This is a genomic window from uncultured Jatrophihabitans sp., from assembly GCF_964252635.1.
Lineage (GTDB): Bacteria > Actinomycetota > Actinomycetes > Mycobacteriales > Jatrophihabitantaceae > Jatrophihabitans.
The window spans coordinates 1-17,206 of record NZ_CAXUNP010000028.1; the positions used below are offsets into that span (position 1 = coordinate 1).

At 72.3% G+C, this 17,206-nt stretch carries 17 protein-coding genes; 1 reads left to right on the forward strand and 16 read right to left on the reverse strand.

Features of this window, described 5'->3' with window-relative positions:
* Positions 1-229 precede the first annotated feature (229 nt).
* Positions 230-544 (forward strand): hypothetical protein, encoded by a 315-nt coding sequence (locus ACFFCA_RS13050; RefSeq protein WP_375485459.1) that lies wholly within the window; start codon positions 230-232, stop codon positions 542-544.
* A gap of 160 nt (positions 545-704) precedes the next feature.
* Here the strand turns inward: ACFFCA_RS13050 and tyrS are convergent, their stop codons facing one another.
* The 16 genes from tyrS to infC all read right to left on the reverse strand — a co-directional run bounded on the left by tyrS (position 705) and on the right by infC (position 17,144).
* Positions 705-1,937 (reverse strand): tyrosine--tRNA ligase, encoded by a 1,233-nt coding sequence (gene tyrS, locus ACFFCA_RS13055; protein WP_375485461.1) that lies wholly within the window; start codon positions 1,935-1,937, stop codon positions 705-707.
* Between the two features lie 5 nt (positions 1,938-1,942).
* The gene (locus ACFFCA_RS13060; RefSeq protein ID WP_375485463.1) at positions 1,943-2,569 is read right to left on the reverse strand and encodes a DNA-3-methyladenine glycosylase; all 627 of its coding nucleotides are present in this window, start codon (positions 2,567-2,569) and stop codon (positions 1,943-1,945) included.
* A 6-nt stretch (positions 2,570-2,575) separates the two neighbouring features.
* Complete coding sequence (gene argH, locus ACFFCA_RS13065) at positions 2,576-4,018, reverse strand: argininosuccinate lyase (protein WP_375485465.1); 1,443 nt, start codon at positions 4,016-4,018, stop codon at positions 2,576-2,578.
* Positions 4,011-5,441 (reverse strand): argininosuccinate synthase, encoded by a 1,431-nt coding sequence (gene argG, locus ACFFCA_RS13070; protein WP_375485467.1) that lies wholly within the window; start codon positions 5,439-5,441, stop codon positions 4,011-4,013. Before argG ends, argH begins: the two co-directional genes overlap by 8 nt.
* A complete protein-coding gene (locus ACFFCA_RS13075; RefSeq protein ID WP_375485469.1) occupies positions 5,438-5,992 on the reverse strand; it encodes an arginine repressor in 555 nt (184 codons plus the stop codon). The genes argG and ACFFCA_RS13075 overlap by 4 nt, the downstream gene beginning before the upstream one ends.
* Entirely contained in the window at positions 5,989-6,915 is a 927-nt protein-coding gene (gene argF, locus ACFFCA_RS13080; RefSeq protein WP_375485470.1) for an ornithine carbamoyltransferase, read from the reverse strand. Before argF ends, ACFFCA_RS13075 begins: the two co-directional genes overlap by 4 nt.
* Entirely contained in the window at positions 6,908-8,089 is a 1,182-nt protein-coding gene (locus ACFFCA_RS13085) for an acetylornithine transaminase (protein ID WP_375485472.1), read from the reverse strand. The genes argF and ACFFCA_RS13085 overlap by 8 nt, the downstream gene beginning before the upstream one ends.
* Positions 8,086-9,012 carry an acetylglutamate kinase gene (gene argB, locus ACFFCA_RS13090; protein ID WP_375485474.1) on the reverse strand — a complete coding sequence of 309 codons (927 nt, stop codon included), beginning with the start codon at positions 9,010-9,012 and terminating at the stop codon, positions 8,086-8,088. The genes ACFFCA_RS13085 and argB overlap by 4 nt, the downstream gene beginning before the upstream one ends.
* Complete coding sequence (gene argJ, locus ACFFCA_RS13095) at positions 9,009-10,181, reverse strand: bifunctional glutamate N-acetyltransferase/amino-acid acetyltransferase ArgJ (protein WP_375485476.1); 1,173 nt, start codon at positions 10,179-10,181, stop codon at positions 9,009-9,011. The genes argB and argJ overlap by 4 nt, the downstream gene beginning before the upstream one ends.
* The gene (gene argC / locus ACFFCA_RS13100; RefSeq protein WP_375485478.1) at positions 10,178-11,191 is read right to left on the reverse strand and encodes an N-acetyl-gamma-glutamyl-phosphate reductase; all 1,014 of its coding nucleotides are present in this window, start codon (positions 11,189-11,191) and stop codon (positions 10,178-10,180) included. Before argC ends, argJ begins: the two co-directional genes overlap by 4 nt.
* Positions 11,192-11,246: 55 nt before the next feature.
* Complete coding sequence (gene pheT, locus ACFFCA_RS13105; protein WP_375485480.1) at positions 11,247-13,739, reverse strand: phenylalanine--tRNA ligase subunit beta; 2,493 nt, start codon at positions 13,737-13,739, stop codon at positions 11,247-11,249.
* A 58-nt stretch (positions 13,740-13,797) separates the two neighbouring features.
* Entirely contained in the window at positions 13,798-14,901 is a 1,104-nt protein-coding gene (gene pheS / locus ACFFCA_RS13110; RefSeq protein WP_375485482.1) for a phenylalanine--tRNA ligase subunit alpha, read from the reverse strand.
* Positions 14,902-15,061: 160 nt separating this feature from the next.
* Positions 15,062-15,838, reverse strand: coding sequence for a TrmH family RNA methyltransferase (locus tag ACFFCA_RS13115; RefSeq protein WP_375485544.1), 777 nt, complete (start codon positions 15,836-15,838; stop codon positions 15,062-15,064).
* Between the two features lie 4 nt (positions 15,839-15,842).
* Positions 15,843-16,241, reverse strand: a complete 399-nt coding sequence (rplT, locus tag ACFFCA_RS13120) for a 50S ribosomal protein L20 (protein WP_375485485.1) — start codon at positions 16,239-16,241, stop codon at positions 15,843-15,845.
* Between the two features lie 77 nt (positions 16,242-16,318).
* Positions 16,319-16,513, reverse strand: coding sequence for a 50S ribosomal protein L35 (gene rpmI, locus ACFFCA_RS13125; protein WP_375485487.1), 195 nt, complete (start codon positions 16,511-16,513; stop codon positions 16,319-16,321).
* 16 nt (positions 16,514-16,529) lie between these two features.
* Positions 16,530-17,144, reverse strand: a complete 615-nt coding sequence (infC, locus tag ACFFCA_RS13130) for a translation initiation factor IF-3 (protein WP_375485546.1) — start codon at positions 17,142-17,144, stop codon at positions 16,530-16,532.
* Positions 17,145-17,206: the final 62 nt, after the last annotated feature.

A 17,206-nucleotide genomic window follows, 5' to 3' on the forward strand; every position in this document is an offset into this window, starting at 1 on the left:
TGTGTTAAGCACGCCGCCAGCGTTCGTCCTGAGCCAGGATCAAACTCTCCGTGAATGTTTATATGACGACCGGTCCCACCGAGGTGGAGCCGGAGTGTCGACACAGAAAGTCACCGTCCTGCGACGGTTCAATCACTGGTCATACGAGCTGACTGTCCCCCGTCACTGATCCGAGGATCAGCGACAGGACACGGAATTATTTGCTCGATGTACCAAAGGAATCTCTTCCGTGACCGGCGGACCGGACACGAGACGAGAGTTAATCTTTATGGCACTAACTTTCGGCACGCTGTTGAGTTCTCAAGGAGCGGACGCACACCGTCGCAACCGTTTCCGGCTGGTCGGGGGCAACCCGAAAAACACTACACTGGTTGGTCTCGCGCGGTCAAACACGACCGGCACCACCCAGAACTCCCACTTGGTCGGGGTGCTCGATGAGCAGTACCTCGTGCTTGGGGGAAACCATTCACCCGGCTTCACCAGCCCCTGGGCCTCGACCCCGGTGCTGTTCGTGACTCCGTTGCGCGAACAAGAAGAACACTAGCCAGCCGCCCCCCGCGATGCAAATCCCGGGGCGAACCGGCTTCATGCCAGGAAATACGGGCGTCGGCTGCGGTCGGCATGGCCGGCGCCGCTCGTACGGCACAGGGTTGATCTTTGTGACCTGGGGCACCCGCGCCGTTCGGGCCCCCGCACGCCGGGAGTCAGACGGGCCTGATCGCCTTGCGCTTGCCCGAAGTCAGGACATGTCCGACGAGCTCGATGCGTGGCAGGTCGTAGGTGCGCGCGGGGACGGCGACACCGTCGATCTTCACGGCGCCGGCGTCGATGTCGCGGCGAGCGGCGCTCGTGCTGGCCGCGAGCCCGGCCGCCACGAGCAACGCGGGCACGTGGACCGGGTCGTCCGCCGGCAGATCGATCTCGGGCGCGTCCACCGGGACCTCCCCGCGCCGGAAGACGGCGTCGAAGCGCGCCTCGGCCCGTTCGCTCTCCTCGGACCCGTGGTACAGCGACACCACGGCCCGGGCCACGGCGCGCTTCGCACGGTTGGCGGCCGCTCCCCCGGCGGCCACCTCGGCCTCGAGCTCAGCGACCTCACGTGGATGCATGGCGGTGCACAAGCGCGCGTACATGCCGACGACCGTGTCGGGGATGCTCATCAGCTTGCCGAACTGCTCGTCCGCGGGGTCGGCGATGGCGATGTAGTTCCCCAGCGACTTGCCCATCTTCTCGACCCCGTCGGTGCCCACCAGCAGGGGCACGGTGAGCACCGCCTGCGGGGCCTGGCCCCGAGAGCGCTGCAGTTCCCGGCCGACCAGGTTGTTGAAGGTCTGGTCGGTGCCGCCGAGCTCGATGTCGGCGCGGATCTCGACCGAGTCGATGCCCTGCAGCAAGGGGTAGACGAACTCGGACAGGCTGATCGGCTGCCGGGCCGCGAACCGGCGCGCGAAGTCGTCGCGCTCGAGCAGCTGGGCCACCGTCACCAACCGGGTGTAACCGAGGATGTCGGCCAGGCTCATGGTGCCGAGCCAGTCGGCGTTGTCGACCACCTCGGTGCGGGCCGGGTCCAGGATGCGCATGACCTGGTCGAAGTAGCCCGCGGCGTTCGCGACGACCGCCTCGGCCGATTGCGCCGACCGGGTGGCGGTGCGGCCGGACGGGTCGCCCACCTGCCCGGTGAACCCGCCGACCACCAGCACGGCGATGTGCCCGAGGTCCTGGAACTGACGCAGTTTGCGCAGCACGACGGCGTGGCCGAGCGTGAGGTCGGTGCCGGACGGGTCGATGCCCAGCTTCACGCGTAGCGGGCGGTCCTCGGCGCGGGCCGCTCGCAGGCGTTCGGCCAGCCCGTCGGCCGGCAGGATCTGCGCGGCGCCGCTGCTGAGGATCTCGTAGGCGTCGCGCAGGTCGGTAGGCAGCTCGAAGTCGTCGTCCACGACGGTCAGTCTGCCGGGTCGGCCCTACGTCGGGTGCGTCCGCCCGCCTTGTAGCTCGACACGGTCGGGTCGCCGGCCGACCAGTACCGCCAGGGCCGTTCGATGGCGACGGAGATGCCCACGCGGGGCCCGCTGGCCACTCCGGGGCGGCGCCGCGACGGCAACGACTCGAGGCGGACGGGAGCGGACGGGTCGCAGAGGTCGGCGCCGTCGGTGTCCCGCCCGAGAGCGAGGCAGGTGGCGAGCCGGGCCGGGCCACGGGCCAGGTCGCGTTCGTGCCGGGCGGCAGGGCGGCGGGCGAACGCGTGCTCGACGCCGCGCACGATCGTTCCGGCACGCAGCAACACGGCCGACGCCGCTCCGTCCGGGCCGCACACGACGTTGGCGCACCAGTGCATGCCGTAGGTGAAGTAGCAGTAGAGGTGGCCGGGCGGCCCGAACATCACGGCGGTGCGGGGCGTGGGACCGCGGAACGCATGCGATGCCGGGTCGTCGGTGCCCTCGTAGGCCTCGACCTCGGTGAGCCGTACCGCCACCTCGTGACCTCCTACGTCGGACACCAGGACGGCGCCGATCAGCCGGGGCGCCAGGATCCGCGAGTGCGGGAGCAGCCGCGCGCGGTCGACGAACACGACGCGTCAGGACCGGGCGGACCAGGCGGCATGGTCGGCAACGGTGGCCTGCAGGAGCTCGAGCTGCTTGCGGACGCGGGCGTTGGCGGTGCCACCGAACCCGTTGCGGGAGTCGATCGACCCGGCGACGGTGAGCACCGAGCGCACCTCGGGCGTCAGCTCGGGCGAGATCGCGGCGAGGTCGTCGTCGGTCAGCTCGCCGAGCTCGACGCCCTTCTGCTCGCACGCACGTACGCAGGCGCCGGCGATCTCGTGGGCCACCCGGAAGGGCACCCGACGACGTACCAGCCATTCGGCGACGTCGGTGGCCAGCGAGAAGCCCTGCGGGGCGAGGGATGCGAGCCGCCCGGTGTCGAAGGTCAGGGTGGCGATCATCCCGCTCATGGCCGGCAGGAGCAGGTGCAGGTTGTCGGTGGCGTCGAAGACGGGCTCCTTGTCCTCCTGCAGGTCGCGGTTGTAGGCCAGCGGCAGCCCCTTGAGCGTGGCCAGCAGCCCGGCGTGGTCGCCGATGAGCCGCCCGGCCTTGCCGCGGGCGAGTTCGGCGACGTCGGGGTTCTTCTTCTGCGGCATGATCGAGCTGCCGGTGGAGTACGCGTCGTCGAGGGTGACGAAGGAGAACTCCTTGGTGGCCCAGAGGATGACCTCCTCGGCGAGCCGGGACAGGTCGACGGCCAGCATCGCGCAGACGAAGGAGAACTCGGCGACGACATCGCGTGCGGCGGTGGCGTCGATCGAGTTCTCGCTCGGCCCGTCGAAACCCAGGTCGTGGGCGACGGCGGCCGGGTCGAGGCCCAACGACGAACCGGCCAACGCGCCGGCGCCGTAGGGGCTGCGCGCAGCGCGGGCGTCCCAGTCGCGCCAGCGCGCGACGTCGCGGGTGAGCGCCCAGCAGTGGGCGAGCAGGTGGTGCGACAGCAGGACCGGCTGCGCGTGCTGCAGGTGCGTACGCCCCGGCATGGGGACGCCGAGATGGGTACGGGCCTGCCCGACCAGGGCGTCGACGAGGGCGAGCACGCCCCGGGCGAGCAGCCGGGCCTCGTCGCGCAGGTACATGCGGATCAGGGTGGCGATCTGGTCGTTGCGGGAGCGGCCGGCGCGCAGACGCCCGCCGAGCTCGGCGCCGACGCGGTCGACGAGCCCGCGCTCGAGCGCGGTGTGCACGTCCTCGTCCGCAGGCTCGGGCCGGAACGTCCCGGCGGCGACGTCGTCCTCGAGGCGGTCCAGGCCCGCCAGCATGGACGAGAGCTCGTCGTCGGTGAGCAGGCCCGCGGCGTGCAGGACCCGGGCATGGGCCCGGGACCCGGCGAGGTCGTAGCGGGCCAGTCGCCAGTCGAAGTGGGTGGACAGGGACAGCGCCGCCAACGCGTCGGCGGGGGCGCCGCTGAACCGGCCACCCCAGAGCGCTGCGCCCTGCCCGTCGGCGGCCCGGCCCTCGGGTACGTCAGTCATTGCCGCTTTCCATGGCCGCGTGCTCGAGCGCGGCCTCGCTCTCGTCGTCGGACCCGGGGTTGGCCGCGATCTGCTCGCCGCCGCCGGCGGGCAGCGAACCGAACAGCGTGCCGTGCTCGACCAGCACCTGGCCCTGGTCGAGCGGCTGGCCGGCGTAGAGCTCCAGCTTGGAGCGGGAGTCGGCGATGTCGAGGTTGCGCAGCGTGAGCTGCCCGATGCGGTCGAGCGGCCCGAAGGCCGCGGACTCGGTCCGCTCCATCGACAGCTTGTCGGGGTGGTAGCTGAAGTCGGGGCCCTCGGTGCGCAGGATCGTGTAGTCCTCACCGCGACGCAGACGCAGCGTGACCTCGCCGGTGACCACGGAGGCCACCCATCGCTGCAACGGCTCACGGATCATCAACGACTGCGGGTCGAGCCACCGGCCCTCGTACAGCAGGCGGCCGAGACGGCGTCCTTCGCTGTGGTAGTTCGCGACCGTGTCCTCGTTGTGCACGGCGTTGAGCAGGCGCTCGTAGACGATCCAGAGCAGCGCCATCCCGGGTGCCTCGTAGACGCCCCGCGACTTGGCCTCGATGATGCGGTTCTCGATCTGGTCGGACATGCCCAGCCCGTGCCGCCCACCGATGGTGTTGGCCTCGCGCACGAGGTCGACGGGGTCGTCGTGGCGCACGCCGTTGATCGCGGTCGGGCGGCCGCCCTCGAAGCGGATGGTGACGTCCTCGGCGTCGATGGCGACGGCCGGGTCCCAGAACCGCACCCCCATGATCGGTTCGACCGTCTCCAGCGACGTGTCGAGGTGCTCGAGGGTCTTCGCCTCGTGGGTGGCACCCCAGATGTTGGCGTCGGTGGAGTACGCCTTCTCGCTGCTGGCGCGGTAGGGCAGGTCGCGCGCGGTCAGCCACTCGCTCATCCCGGTGCGGCCGCCGAGCTCGTCGACGAACTCGGGGTCCAGCCAAGGTTTGTAGATGCGCAGCGCGGGGTTGGTCAGCAGACCGTAGCGGTAGAAGCGCTCGATGTCGTTGCCCTTGAACGTCGAGCCGTCGCCCCAGATGTGGACGTCGTCGGCCCGCATCGCGCGGACGAGCATGGTGCCGGTGACGGCCCGGCCGAGCGGCGTCGTGTTGAAGTAGGCACGCCCCCCGCTGCGGATGTGGAACGCGCCGCAGGCCAGCGCGGCCAGGCCTTCCTCGACCAGTTCACGACGGCAGTCGATCGCGCGGGCGACCTCGGCGCCGTACTGCGTCGCCCGGTCGGGGACGCTCTGGATGTCCGTCTCGTCGTACTGGCCGATGTCGGCGGTGTAGGCACACGGCACCGCGCCGCGCTCGCGCATCCAGGCGACGGCGACGGAGGTGTCGAGGCCCCCGGAGAACGCGATGCCGACGCGTTCGCCGACCGGCAGGCTGGTGAGGACTTTGCTCAAGGGGTTTCCGTCTCCTCGTGATCGGTGTGCGGTCGGGCCAGCTCGAGCAGGCGCTGGGCCAGGGCGGCGCCGCCCTCGGGTGCGCGGCTGATGACCAGGATGGTGTCGTCGCCGGCGACGGTGCCCAGCACGTCGGGCATCCGGGCCCGGTCGATGGCGCTGGCCAGGAAGTTCGACGCCCCGGGCGGGGTGCGGATGACGACCAGGTTGGCGCTGGCCTCGATGCTGACGAGCAGTTCACCGACCAGGCGCGCCAGGCGTGGCGGCGTGTCGTCACCGGCCGTCCGGTTCGTCAGCGGCGACCCGTCCTCGGGGATGACGTAGGCCGGCGCGCCGCCGTCGGCCGGGCGCAGCTTGACCGCGCCGAGCTCGTCGAGGTCGCGCGACAGGGTGGCCTGGGTGACGTGCACGCCGGCCGCGTCGAGCAGTGCGGCGAGCTCGGCCTGCGACCGGACGGTGTTGTCGGCGATGACCGCGATGATGCGGGCGTGCCTGGCCGCGCGGGTGGGCGCCACGGGCAGCGGGTGGACGCGTTCGGCGCGCGCGCTCACGCCGAACGCTCCACGAGCCAGGACAGCAGGGCCTTCTGCGCGTGCAGGCGGTTCTCGGCCTCGTCCCAGACCACGCTCTGCGGGCCGTCGAGCACCTCGGCCGCGATCTCCTTGCCGCGGTAGGCGGGCAGGCAGTGCAGGACCACGGCGTCCGGCGCGGCCAGCGCCAGCGCGTCGGCTGTGACGGCGTACGGCCGGAACGGCGCCTCGCGGGCGTCCTTCTCGGCCTCGCGGCCCATCGACACCCACGTGTCGGTGACCACGACGTCGGCACCGTCGAGGGCCTTCTCGGCGACGTCGGTGACGGCGACCGAACCGCCGGTGCCCGCAGCGATGCGTTCGGCGTCGGCGAGCACCGCCGGGTCGGGACGGTAGCCGGTCGGGCCGGCGACGCGGACGTGCAGCCCGGCGGCGGATCCCCCGAGCAGGTAGGAGTGCGCCATGTTGTTGGCCGCGTCGCCGAGGTAGGTGAAGGACAGGCCGGCCAGGTGCCCCTTGTGCTCGCGAACGGTCAGCAGGTCGGCGAGGATCTGACACGGGTGGAACTGGTCGGTGAGCGCGTTGACGACGGGCACCCGGCTGTGTGCGGCCATCTCCTCGATGCGCTCCTGGCCGTGCGTGCGCCAGACGATGGCCGCGACCTGCCGGGACACGACGCGGGTGACGTCGGCGATGGACTCGCGTGCGCCGATGCCGGCCAGCCCCGAGTCGACGACGACCGGTTGCCCGCCGAGCTCCCCGATGCCGACCGAGAACGACAGCTGCGTACGCAGGGTCGGCTTGTCGAAGATCAGGGCGACCGACTGCGGGCCGGCGAGGGGACGGAACCCGTGGCGGTCCGCCTTCATCGCCGCGGCGAGGTCGAGCACGGTGTTCAACTCGTCCGGCGCGAGGTCGTCGTCGCGCAGGAAGTGCCTAGGCATCGCGTACCCCGCGGAAGCTGTCGGCCAGGATGGCGACGGCCCGGTCGACGTCGTCCTCCGTGGTGATCAGCGGTGGGACGAGCCGGATCGTGTCCGGGCGCACGGCGTTCACGAGCAGGCCGCGCACCCGTGCGTCCGCCTCGACCTGCGCGGCGACCGGGCGGGTCAGACCGACGCCGCGCCACAGCCCGGTGCCGCGGACCTCGTCGACCAGCGGCTCGTCGAGGGCGTTGATCGCTGTGGCCAGGTGCTCGCCGACGATCTTGGCGTTGTCGAGCAGGTGCTGCTCGGCGATGGTGTCGAGCACGGCGAGCGCGGCAGCGCACGAGACCGGGTTGCCGCCGAAGGTGCTGCCGTGGTCGCCGGGGGCGAACAGCTCCCCCGCTGCACCGACGCCGAGGCAGGCGCCGATGGGTAGCCCGCCGCCGAGGCCCTTCGCGAGAGTGACGACGTCGGGCCGCACGCCCTCGGCCTGGCTGGCGAACCAGTGCCCCGTGCGGCCGATGCCGGACTGCACCTCGTCGACGATCATCAGCGCGCCCGCCACGTCGCAGACCGAACGGACACCGGCCAGGTAACCCGTCGGGGGCGGCACGACGCCGCCCTCGCCGAGGGTCGGTTCGACGATGACGGCCGCGACGGTGTCGTCGACGGCGGCGGCGAGCGCGTCCAGGTTGCCGTAGTCGACGAAGGTGACCGGGCCGGGCAGCGGGGCGAAGGGCTCACGCTTGGCCGGGTTGCCGGTGACCGACAGGGCCCCCATGGTCCGGCCGTGGAAGCTGCTGTTGCACGACACGATCGTGCTGCGACCGGAACGCGCACCGTGCAGGCGGGCCAGCTTCAGCGCGCACTCGTTGGCCTCGGCGCCGCTGTTGGCGAAGAAGACCCGCGCGGGCAGCCCGAGCAGCTCGACGAGTCGCTCGGCCAGCCGGATGCCCGGCTCGTGCATGGCCAGGTTCGACGTGTGCGCGAGACGGCCGACCTGCTCGGTCACCGCGGCGACGATGGCCGGGTGGGCGTGCCCGAGGGCCGACACCGCGATGCCGCCGACGAAGTCGAGATAGGCGTTGCCGTCGGCGTCCCAGACGCGCACGCCGTCGCCGTGGTCGAGCGCGACCGGCGGCGTGCCGTAGTTGTTCATCATCACGGCCGACCAGCGTTCGTTGTGGTTCACGCCGCTCCTCCCTTCGCGGGCACGACCATCGTCCCGACACCGTCACTGGTGAAGATCTCGAGCAGGATGGCGTGCTCGATGCGCCCGTCGAGGACCGTGGCGCGCGGGACACCGCCGTCGACGGCGCGCACGCAGGCCTCCATCTTCGGCACCATGCCGCTCGACAGTTGCGGCACCAGCGCGGCGAGCGACTCGGTGTCGATCTGGCGGATGATGTCGGTGCTGGCCGGCCAGTCGGCGTAGAGACCCTCGACGTCGGTCAGCACGATGAGCTTCTCGGCCCCGAGCCCGACCGCGAGGGCCGCGGCGGCGGTGTCGGCGTTGACGTTGTAGGTCTGGCCGTCGAGCCCGCGGGCCACGGTGGCGATGACCGGGATGCGGCCGGCGTCGAGCAGGGCGTGCACCGCGGACGGCTCGACCGCAACGACGTCACCGACCTGACCGAGGTCCACCGGCACACCGTCGACCACCGTGCCGCGCCGCTCGGCGATGAGCAGGCTGGCGTCCTCACCGGACAGGCCGATGGCCATCGACCCGTGGTCGTTGAGCAGGTTGACGATGTCGGCGTTGACCTGGCCGGTGAGCACCATGCGCACGACGGTCATCGCCTCAGGTGTGGTGACGCGCAGGCCGCCGCGGAACTCGGACGCGATGCCGAGCCGCTCGAGGTGCTGGGTGATCTGCGGGCCGCCGCCGTGCACCACGACCGGGCGGACGCCGGCGTAACGCAGGAAGGCGACGTCCTCGGCGAACGCGGACTGCAGGTCCGGGCTGGTCATGGCGTTGCCGCCGTACTTGATGACCACGATCTTGTCGTGGAAGCGCTGCAGCCACGGCAACGCGTCGACGAGGGTGGCGGCCTTGGCCTGCGCGGCTTCGTGATCGCGGCTGATGTCCGTGCGCACGGGCGGGTTCTCGCTCATGAGGAGTACGCCGAGTTCTCTTCGACGTAGGCGTGCGACAGGTCGTTCGTCCAGATCGTCGCGGACCGCTGCCCGGCCTTGAGGTCCACGAGGATCACGATGTCGCGGCCGGTCAGGTCGACCCGGCCGCGGTCGTCACCGGCGGCGCCGTTGCGACAGACCTCGATGCCGTTGATCGCGACGTCGAGCTCGTCGGGCTCGAAGCGCGCGTGCGTGGTGCCGACCGCGGCGAGCACGCGTCCCCAGTTCGGGTCGTTGCCGAACAGCGCGCACTTGAGCAGGTTGTTGCGCGCGATGCTGCGCCCGACCTCGACGGCGTCGGCCTCGCTCGCAGCGTGCACGACGTCGATGCGGACCTCCTTGGTGGCGCCCTCGGCGTCGGCCAGCAGTTGCGCGGCGAGGTCGGCACACACGGCCTGCACCGCGGTGGCCAGAGCGTCCGGCGGCGGGGTCACGCCGGACGCGCCGCTGGCCAGCAGCACGACCGTGTCGTTGGTGGACATGCAGCCGTCGGCGTCGATGCGATCGAAGGTGGTCCGGGTGGCGTCGTGCAGGACGGCGGACAGGGCGGCGGCGTCCGCGACGGCGTCGGTGGTGAGAACGCACAGCATGGTGGCCAGGCCGGGCGCGAGCATGCCCGCGCCCTTGGCCATGCCGCCGACCGTCCACCCGTCGCCCTGCACGACGGCCTGCTTGGACCGGGTGTCGGTGGTTCGGATCGCGTCGGCGGCGTCGGCGGCCCCGTCGACGGACAGCGCTGCGGTCGCGGCGTCCACCCCGGCGAGCAGGGCGTCCATCGGCAGCCGCTCGCCGATGAGGCCGGTGGAGCAGACGGCGACGTCACCGGGGTCGACGCCGACCGCGGCGCCGGTGTGCTCGGCGGTGCGGTGCGTGTCGGCGAACCCGGCCGGGCCGGTGCAGGCGTTCGCGCCGCCGGCGTTCAGCACGACCGCGCGCAGCCGACCGTCCGCGACGGCCTGGCGCGACCAGAGCACCGGCGCGGCCTGCACCCGGTTGCTGGTGAACACCGCGGCGGCGGCGGCGCGTGGGCCGTCGTTGACGACGAGGGCGACGTCGCGTCCACCGCCGCCCTTGAGGCCGGCCGCGACCCCGGAGGCGCGGAAGCCACGCGGCGCGGTGACCCCCGTCGGGCCGAAGGGCGCACTCACGGGGCAACCCCGTCCGCGGTGAGGCCGGCCGTCTCGGCCAGGCCGAGCATGAGGTTCGCGTTCTGGACGGCCTGGCCGGCGGCGCCCTTGCCCAGGTTGTCGACGGCGCAGGTGAGGACGAGCCGCCCGGAGTCCTGGTCGGTGACGACTTGCACGAGTGCGCTGTTCGCGCCCGCGGTGGCGGACGTGTGCGGCTGCTGCCCGACGTCGAGCACGTGCACGAACGGTTCGTCGGCGTAGGCGACGGACAGCGCGTCGCGTGCTTCGGCGTCGGTCGCGCCGTCGATCGGTCGGACGGCGACGCTGGACAGGATCCCCCGCGGCATCGGCGCCAGCACCGGGACCATGGTGAGCGTCGTGACGCCGGTGGCCTGCTTGATCTCGGGCACATGCCGGTGCGCGCCGACCTTGTACGCGGACAGGTCGCCCATGACCTCGCTGCCGAGCAGGTGGGTCAGGGCGGACCGGCCGGCGCCCGACGTCCCGCTGGCCGACGTGACGACGACGTCGTGCGGGTCGGCGACGCCCGCCGCGACGAGCGGGGCCAGCGGCAGGATGGCCGCGACGGCGTGGCAGCCGGTGTTCGCGACGCGGGCCGCAGCGGCGATGCGGTCGCGCTGGCCGGGCAGCTCGGGCAACCCGTAGGTCCAGGCCGGGTGGTGGGCGCCGCCGTAGTAGCGGGCGTGCGCAGCCTCGTCGACGAGGCGGTGGTCGGAGCCGAGATCGACGACCTTGACCGATTGCGGCAGCTGCGCCGCCAGCTCCGCCGACGCGCCGTGCGGGAGGGCGAGGAACACGAGGTCGGCGTCGCCGAGGCTCTCGGGGGTGGTGTCGCTGAAGGTCAGATGGGCCAGCGAGCGCAGGTGCGGGTGCACCGCGGCCAGCGACTGCCCGGCGTTGGCGCGGGCCGTGACCGCGGCGACCTCCAGGTCGGGGTGCGCGGCGACGAGTCGCAGCAGCTCACCTCCGGCGTACCCGCTGGCTCCGGCGACCGCGACCCGTACTCCCATGCGGACAATTATGCAGCATGCCGCAACTTCATACAGCTTGGGAGGGTGGGAGCGGTCAGGAGCGCAGCTGGGCGCCCGTCAGCGCGTGGGCGCGGGCGATGGCCGCGTCGCGGGCTACCGTCGCCTCCTCGCCGGTCAGCGTGCGGTCGGGGGCACGCAACCGCAGCGCGAACGCCAGCGACTTGAGCCCGGACCCGAGCTGGTCGCCGGCGTACACGTCGAAGAGCCGCACGTCCTCGAGCAGCTCCCCCGCGCCGTCGGCCAGGGCGCGTTCGACGTCACCCGCGGCGACCCCGTCGTCGACGACCAGCGCAACGTCCAGCAACACCGGCGGGTAGCCCGAGATGTCCGGCGCCCGGGCCGGCTCCCGGTCGGGGAAGGCGTCGAGATCGAGCTCGACCGCGCAGGTCCGCTCGGGCAGGCCGAGGGCGGCCACGACCCGCGGGTGCAGCTCACCGGCGTGGCCGACGACGACGTCGCCGACCGCCAGCTCCGCACACCGTCCCGGGTGCCAGGGGGCGAGGTCGCCGGACCGGACGATCAGGTCCGCGCGGGCCGCGCGGGCCACGACCCGGGCGATCTCGACGGCGTCGGCCCAACCGGCCGGACGCGCCGGCCCCCACCAGCTCGCCGGTTCGAGCGCTCCGGTCAGCACGGCGGCGAGATGCTTGGGCTGGTCGGGCAGGGCCGCGTTCAGCGTCGCGATCTGGGCGTCGGACGGGCGGGCCGCGATGCCCGGCAGCTCGGGCGTGCGATCGACGTCGCGGCGCAGGAAGACCAGCCCCGTCTCGACGACGGCGAGGTCCCGCCGGCCGCGGCCGAGGTTGCGTACGACGGTGTCGAGCAGCCCGGGCAGCAACGTGGTGCGCAGCTCGGGTTCGTCCTCGGACAGCGGGTTGGCCAGCCGGAGTGCACGTCGGCGCGGGTCGTCGGCCGCGAGCCCGAACGCGTCGAGCACTCCGGGCGCGACGAACGGGTAGGACAACGTCTCGGTCAGACCCCACGCCGCCACGGCGCGGGAGACGTCGCGGTCGAACTGCTGACGCGGATGCAGCCCACGGCCGGCGGGCGCCGCGGGCAGCACCGACGGCAGCTTCTCGTAACCGACCAGCCGGACGACCTCCTCGACGAGGTCGGCGGGCAGCAGCAGGTCCGGGCGCCACGTGGGCGGCTGCACCTCGAGCAGGTCGTCACCGGCGACGGCCCCGTTGATTCGGCAGCCGACGACCTCGAGGTGACGGCGCACGTCCGCCGGCGGGATGGGCAGGCCCGCGGTGCGTTCGGGCAGGCTCACCGACATCGCGATCGGTGCGGGCGCCACGGCGTCGCCGACCACGGTGTAGCCGGCGACGGCCGTGGCACCGCCGTGCTCCACGAGCAGGTCGACGCACCGGGCCAGCGCCACACCGGCGATCTCGGGGTCGACGCCGCGCTCGAAGCGCCGCGCGGCCTCACTCGGCAGTCGATGCCGCCGCACCGTCCGGGCCACCGTGTCGGGGTCCCAGTGCGCGGCCTCGAGCACGATGGCGGTCGTCGAACCACCGATCTCGGTGGACGCCCCGCCCATGACGCCCGCGAGGGCGACGGCGCCGGTGTCGTCGGTGACGACCATGTCCTGCGGGTCGAGCACCCGGACGGCGTCGTCCAGCGTCGTCACCTTCTCGCCAGGCCGGGCGCGCCGGACGCCGAGCGCGCCAGTGAGCCGGTCGCGGTCGAAGGCGTGCAGCGGCTGGCCGGTCTCGAGCATGACGTAGTTGGTGACGTCGACGGCCAGCGAGATGGGTCGCATGCCGGACTGGCGCAGGCGGGTGGCCATCCAGTCCGGGGTCGGCGCGGACGGGTCGAGCCCGCTGACGGCGCGGGCGGAGAAGCGATCGCACCCGGTCGGGTCGTCGACGTGCACGTCGTAGGCGCCACCGTCGACGGGCGGCAGGTCGGCGACGACGTCGTGGAAGGGCACGTCCAGGGCGGCGGCGGCCTCACGGGCCAGGCCGCGCACCGAGAGGCAGTACCCGCGGTCGCTGGTGACGGCGACGTCGAGGACCGCGTCGTCGAGGCCGAGCAGCGGCAACGGGTCGTCGCCGGGGGCCGCGCTGTCGGCCGGCAGGACGAGGATGCCGTCGTGGTCGTCGCCGATGCCGAGCTCTCGGACGGAGCAGATCATCCCGTCCGAGACGTGGCCGTAGGTCTTGCGCGCCGCGATCGCGAAGTCGCCCGGGAGCACGGCGCCGGGCAGCGCCACCACGACGAGGTCGCCCGCGCCGAAGTTGTGCGCGCCGCAGACGATGCCGCGCGGGCCACCGTCGTCGGCGGCGTGCTGTGTCCCGACGTCGACCGCGCACCAGTTGATGGTCTTGCCGTTCTTCTGCGGCTCGGGCTCGGCCGACAGCACGCGACCGACGACGATCGGGCCGGACAGCGCGTCGCCGCCCGACTGCACGTCCTCGACCTCCAGCCCGACGCGGACCAGCGCCTCCGCGAGCTCGCGCGGGGTGAGGCCGGTGGGCAGGTCGACGTGCTCGGCGAGCCAGCTGACCGACGCCTTCATTTCGGGGCCCCCGCGGAGTCGTGGAGTGTTCTGTGCGGAGCGACTTCGTGGGGTGACATCACGCCTCCACTCCGAAGGCAGCGCTGAAACGCACGTCGCCCTCGACGATGTCGCGCATGTCCTCGACCCCGTTGCGGAACATGAGGGTGCGTTCGATGCCCATGCCGAACGCGAACCCGCTGTAGCGGTCGGGATCTATCCCGCAGGCCGTGAGCACGCGGGGGTCGACCATCCCGCAGCCACCCCACTCGATCCAGCCCTCGCTCTTGCAGGTCCGGCACGGGCGGTCGGGGTTGCCCACGGACTCGCCGTGGCAGACGAAGCACTGCAGGTCCATCTCGGCGCTGGGCTCGGTGAACGGGAAGTAGTGGGGACGCAGCCGCGTGATCGTGCCCGGGCCGAACATGTCGGCGACCATGTGGTCGAGCGTGCCGCGCAGGTGGGCCATGGTCAGCCCCTCGTCGACAGCGAGACCCTCGAGCTGGTGGAACACCGGCGTGTGGGTGGCGTCCAGCTCATCGGTCCGGAACGTCTTCCCCGGGCAGACGATGTAGATGGGCGGCGTGCGCTCGAGCATGGACCGGATCTGCACCGGCGAGGTCTGCGTGCGCAGCACCACTCCGCTGGTGTCCGAGCCGACGTAGAACGTGTCGGTCAGCGCGCGGGACGGGTGTTCGGGCGGGGTGTTCAGGGCGTCGAAGTTGAACCAGCTGCTCTCCGCCTCCGGCCCTTCCGCGATCTCCCACCCCATCGCGAGGAAGCCGTCGCTGATGCGTTCCATCGTGGTGGTGACCGGGTGCCGCGCGCCGACCGGTCGCCGGGTGGTGGGCAGCGTGACGTCGACGGCTTCCTCGACGAGCACGCGGGCGTCACGCTCGGCCTCGAGCTCACGCTGGCGCGCGGCGGCGGCCTGGCGGACCCGCCCGCGGGCCGGTCCGACGCGCTGACCGGCAGCCTTGCGCGCGGCCGGCGGCAGCGCCCCGATCTCGCGGTTGGCCAGGGCCAGGGGTGAGCGGTCGCCGTCGTGGGCGAGGGTCGCGGTCTTCAGCTCGTCCAGGCTGGTGACCGCGGCGAAGGCGGCGAGGGCCGCGTCGACGGCGGCGTCGAGGTGCTCGGGCTGCAGGGCTGCGACCTCGACCGGGTCGAAGTTCTCGGAGGGCATGCGTCGGAGTTCCTTGCGATTCGGGTGACAGCAGGGCGGACGCGCGCCCGATGGTCAGACGCGCGAGTGGAGAGCGGCCGCGAGCCGCGCGCCGAAGGGCGAAGAGCTCCGCGCAATGGTCGACATCACGGCGACGACCCTACCGGGTGGCGCGCCGGCGCTACGTGGCGCTGCGCTGGGCACGCGCGCTCGCGTACAGGCAGATCGCCGCGGCGGCGGCCAGGTTCAGGCTCTCGGCCCGCCCGTGGATGGGGATGCGGACGGTGCGGGCGGCGTGGTCGAGCACGTCGTCGTCGAGCCCGTGCGCCTCGGCGCCGAAGATCCAGGCGCTGGGTGCGGCGAGCACACCGTCGTCGGCCAGCGTGTCGAGGTCGTCGCGACCGTTCCCGGTGGTGGCCAGGGTGGTGAGGTGCGCGCCGACGGCGGCCACGACATCGGTGGCCGGCTGCGGTGCGGCGACGACGGGCAGGTGGAACAGGCTGCCCGCGCTGGCTCGAACGGCCTTGCCGTTGTAGGCGTCGACGCCGCCGACCAGCACTACTGCGTCGGCTCCCGCGGCGTCGGCGGTGCGCACGACCGTCCCCACGTTGCCGGGCTCGTTCGGTTCGACCAGCACGGCGAGCAGTCGTGGTCGGGCGCCGAGCACGTCGCCCAAGGACGGCTGGTCGAGCGTGCACACGGCGACGAGGCCCTGCGGCGTCACCGTCTCGGACAGCGCGGCCGCGTCCTTCGGCGAGATCTCGTCGGCGCCGGCCGCGAGTTCGGGATGCCGGGCCATGGCGTCGGCGGTCGCGAAGGACTCGACGACGGCCCCGGCCGCCAGCGCCTCCCGCACGGCCTGCGCGCCCTCGGCGAGGAAACGCCCGGTCTCGCGCCGCGCGGACCGCCGGGTGAGGCGGCGCGCGGCGACGAGCCGGGCGTTGGTGGAGCTGAGCAGAGTCCTAGGCCGCCGGCGACTGGGCGGCCGCGCCGCCGATGCCCTCGGCCTGGACCGCGGCGCGCGAGACCTCGACGAGCGCGGTGAACGCGGCCGGGTCGTTGACGGCGAGGTCGGCGAGCACCTTGCGGTCGGTCTCGATCTCGGCCAGGCGCAGGCCCTGGATGAAGCGGTTGTAGGTCATGTCGTTCGCGCGGGCCGCCGCGTTGATGCGGGTGATCCACAGCTGGCGGAAGTCGCCCTTGCGCTGCTTGCGGTCGCGGTACTGGTACGTGGCCGAGTGGAGCAGCTGCTCCTTCGCCTTGCGGTAGAGCCGCGACCGCTGGCCGCGGTAACCGCTGGCTGCTTCGAGGGCGCTACGGCGCTTCTTCTGGGCGTTCACTGCCCGTTTGACGCGTGCCATCAGGTGTCTTCCTTACTGGGATCAACAGTCAGGCCGCTCCGCGCGTGCGGAGGGCGAGGTGGTCGGAGGGTCCGGGTTCAGCGGCCGAGCAGTCGCTTGACGCGCGGGACGTCCGCCTTGGCGATGCCCTTGGTGCCGGTGAGGCGGCGCGTCAACCGGGAGGACTTGTGCTCCTGGTTGTGGCGCATGCCGGCGTGCTGCGAGCGCAGCTTGCCGCTGCCGGTCACGCGTACGCGCTTCTTGGTGCCGCTGTGCGTCTTGTTCTTGGGCATCGGATGTCCTTCGGTGCTATTCGGCCGGCTCGGTGGCCTGCTCGGCAGGCCGTCCGATCCGGGTGGTCTTGGTGGAGCGGTGCGGGGCCACGACCATGACCATGTTGCGGCCGTCCTGTTTCGGCGAGGACTCCACGAACCCGAGTTCGGTGATGTCCTCGGCGAGGCGCTGCAGCAGCCGGAACCCCAGCTCGGGGCGGGACTGCTCGCGGCCACGGAACATGATCGTGATCTTGACTTTGTCGCCGGCCTTGAGGAACCGCTCGACGTGACCCTTCTTGGTCTCGTAGTCGTGCGAATCGATCTTGGGGCGCAGCTTCATCTCTTTGATGACGGTGAGGGCCTGGTTGCGCCGGGCCTCTCGCGCCTTCTGCGCGCTCTCGTACTTGAACTTGCCGTAGTCCATGAGCTTGCAGACGGGCGGACGCGCCATCGGTGCGACCTCGACGAGATCCAGATCGGACTCGGCGGCGAGGTCGAGGGCCTTGCCGATCGGCACGATGCCGACCTGCTCCCCCTCGGGGCCGACGAGGCGAACTTCGGGTACGCGGATCCGGTCGTTGATCCTGGGTTCGGAGCTGATGGGACCTCCCTGGGTCTCAATGGTGGTGCGGTTCGAATCGTGATGCAGTCCGTCGGGGCTGGACAGACGAACGGCCCCGGCGCAATGTGCGCACGGGGCCGTGGAGTCGC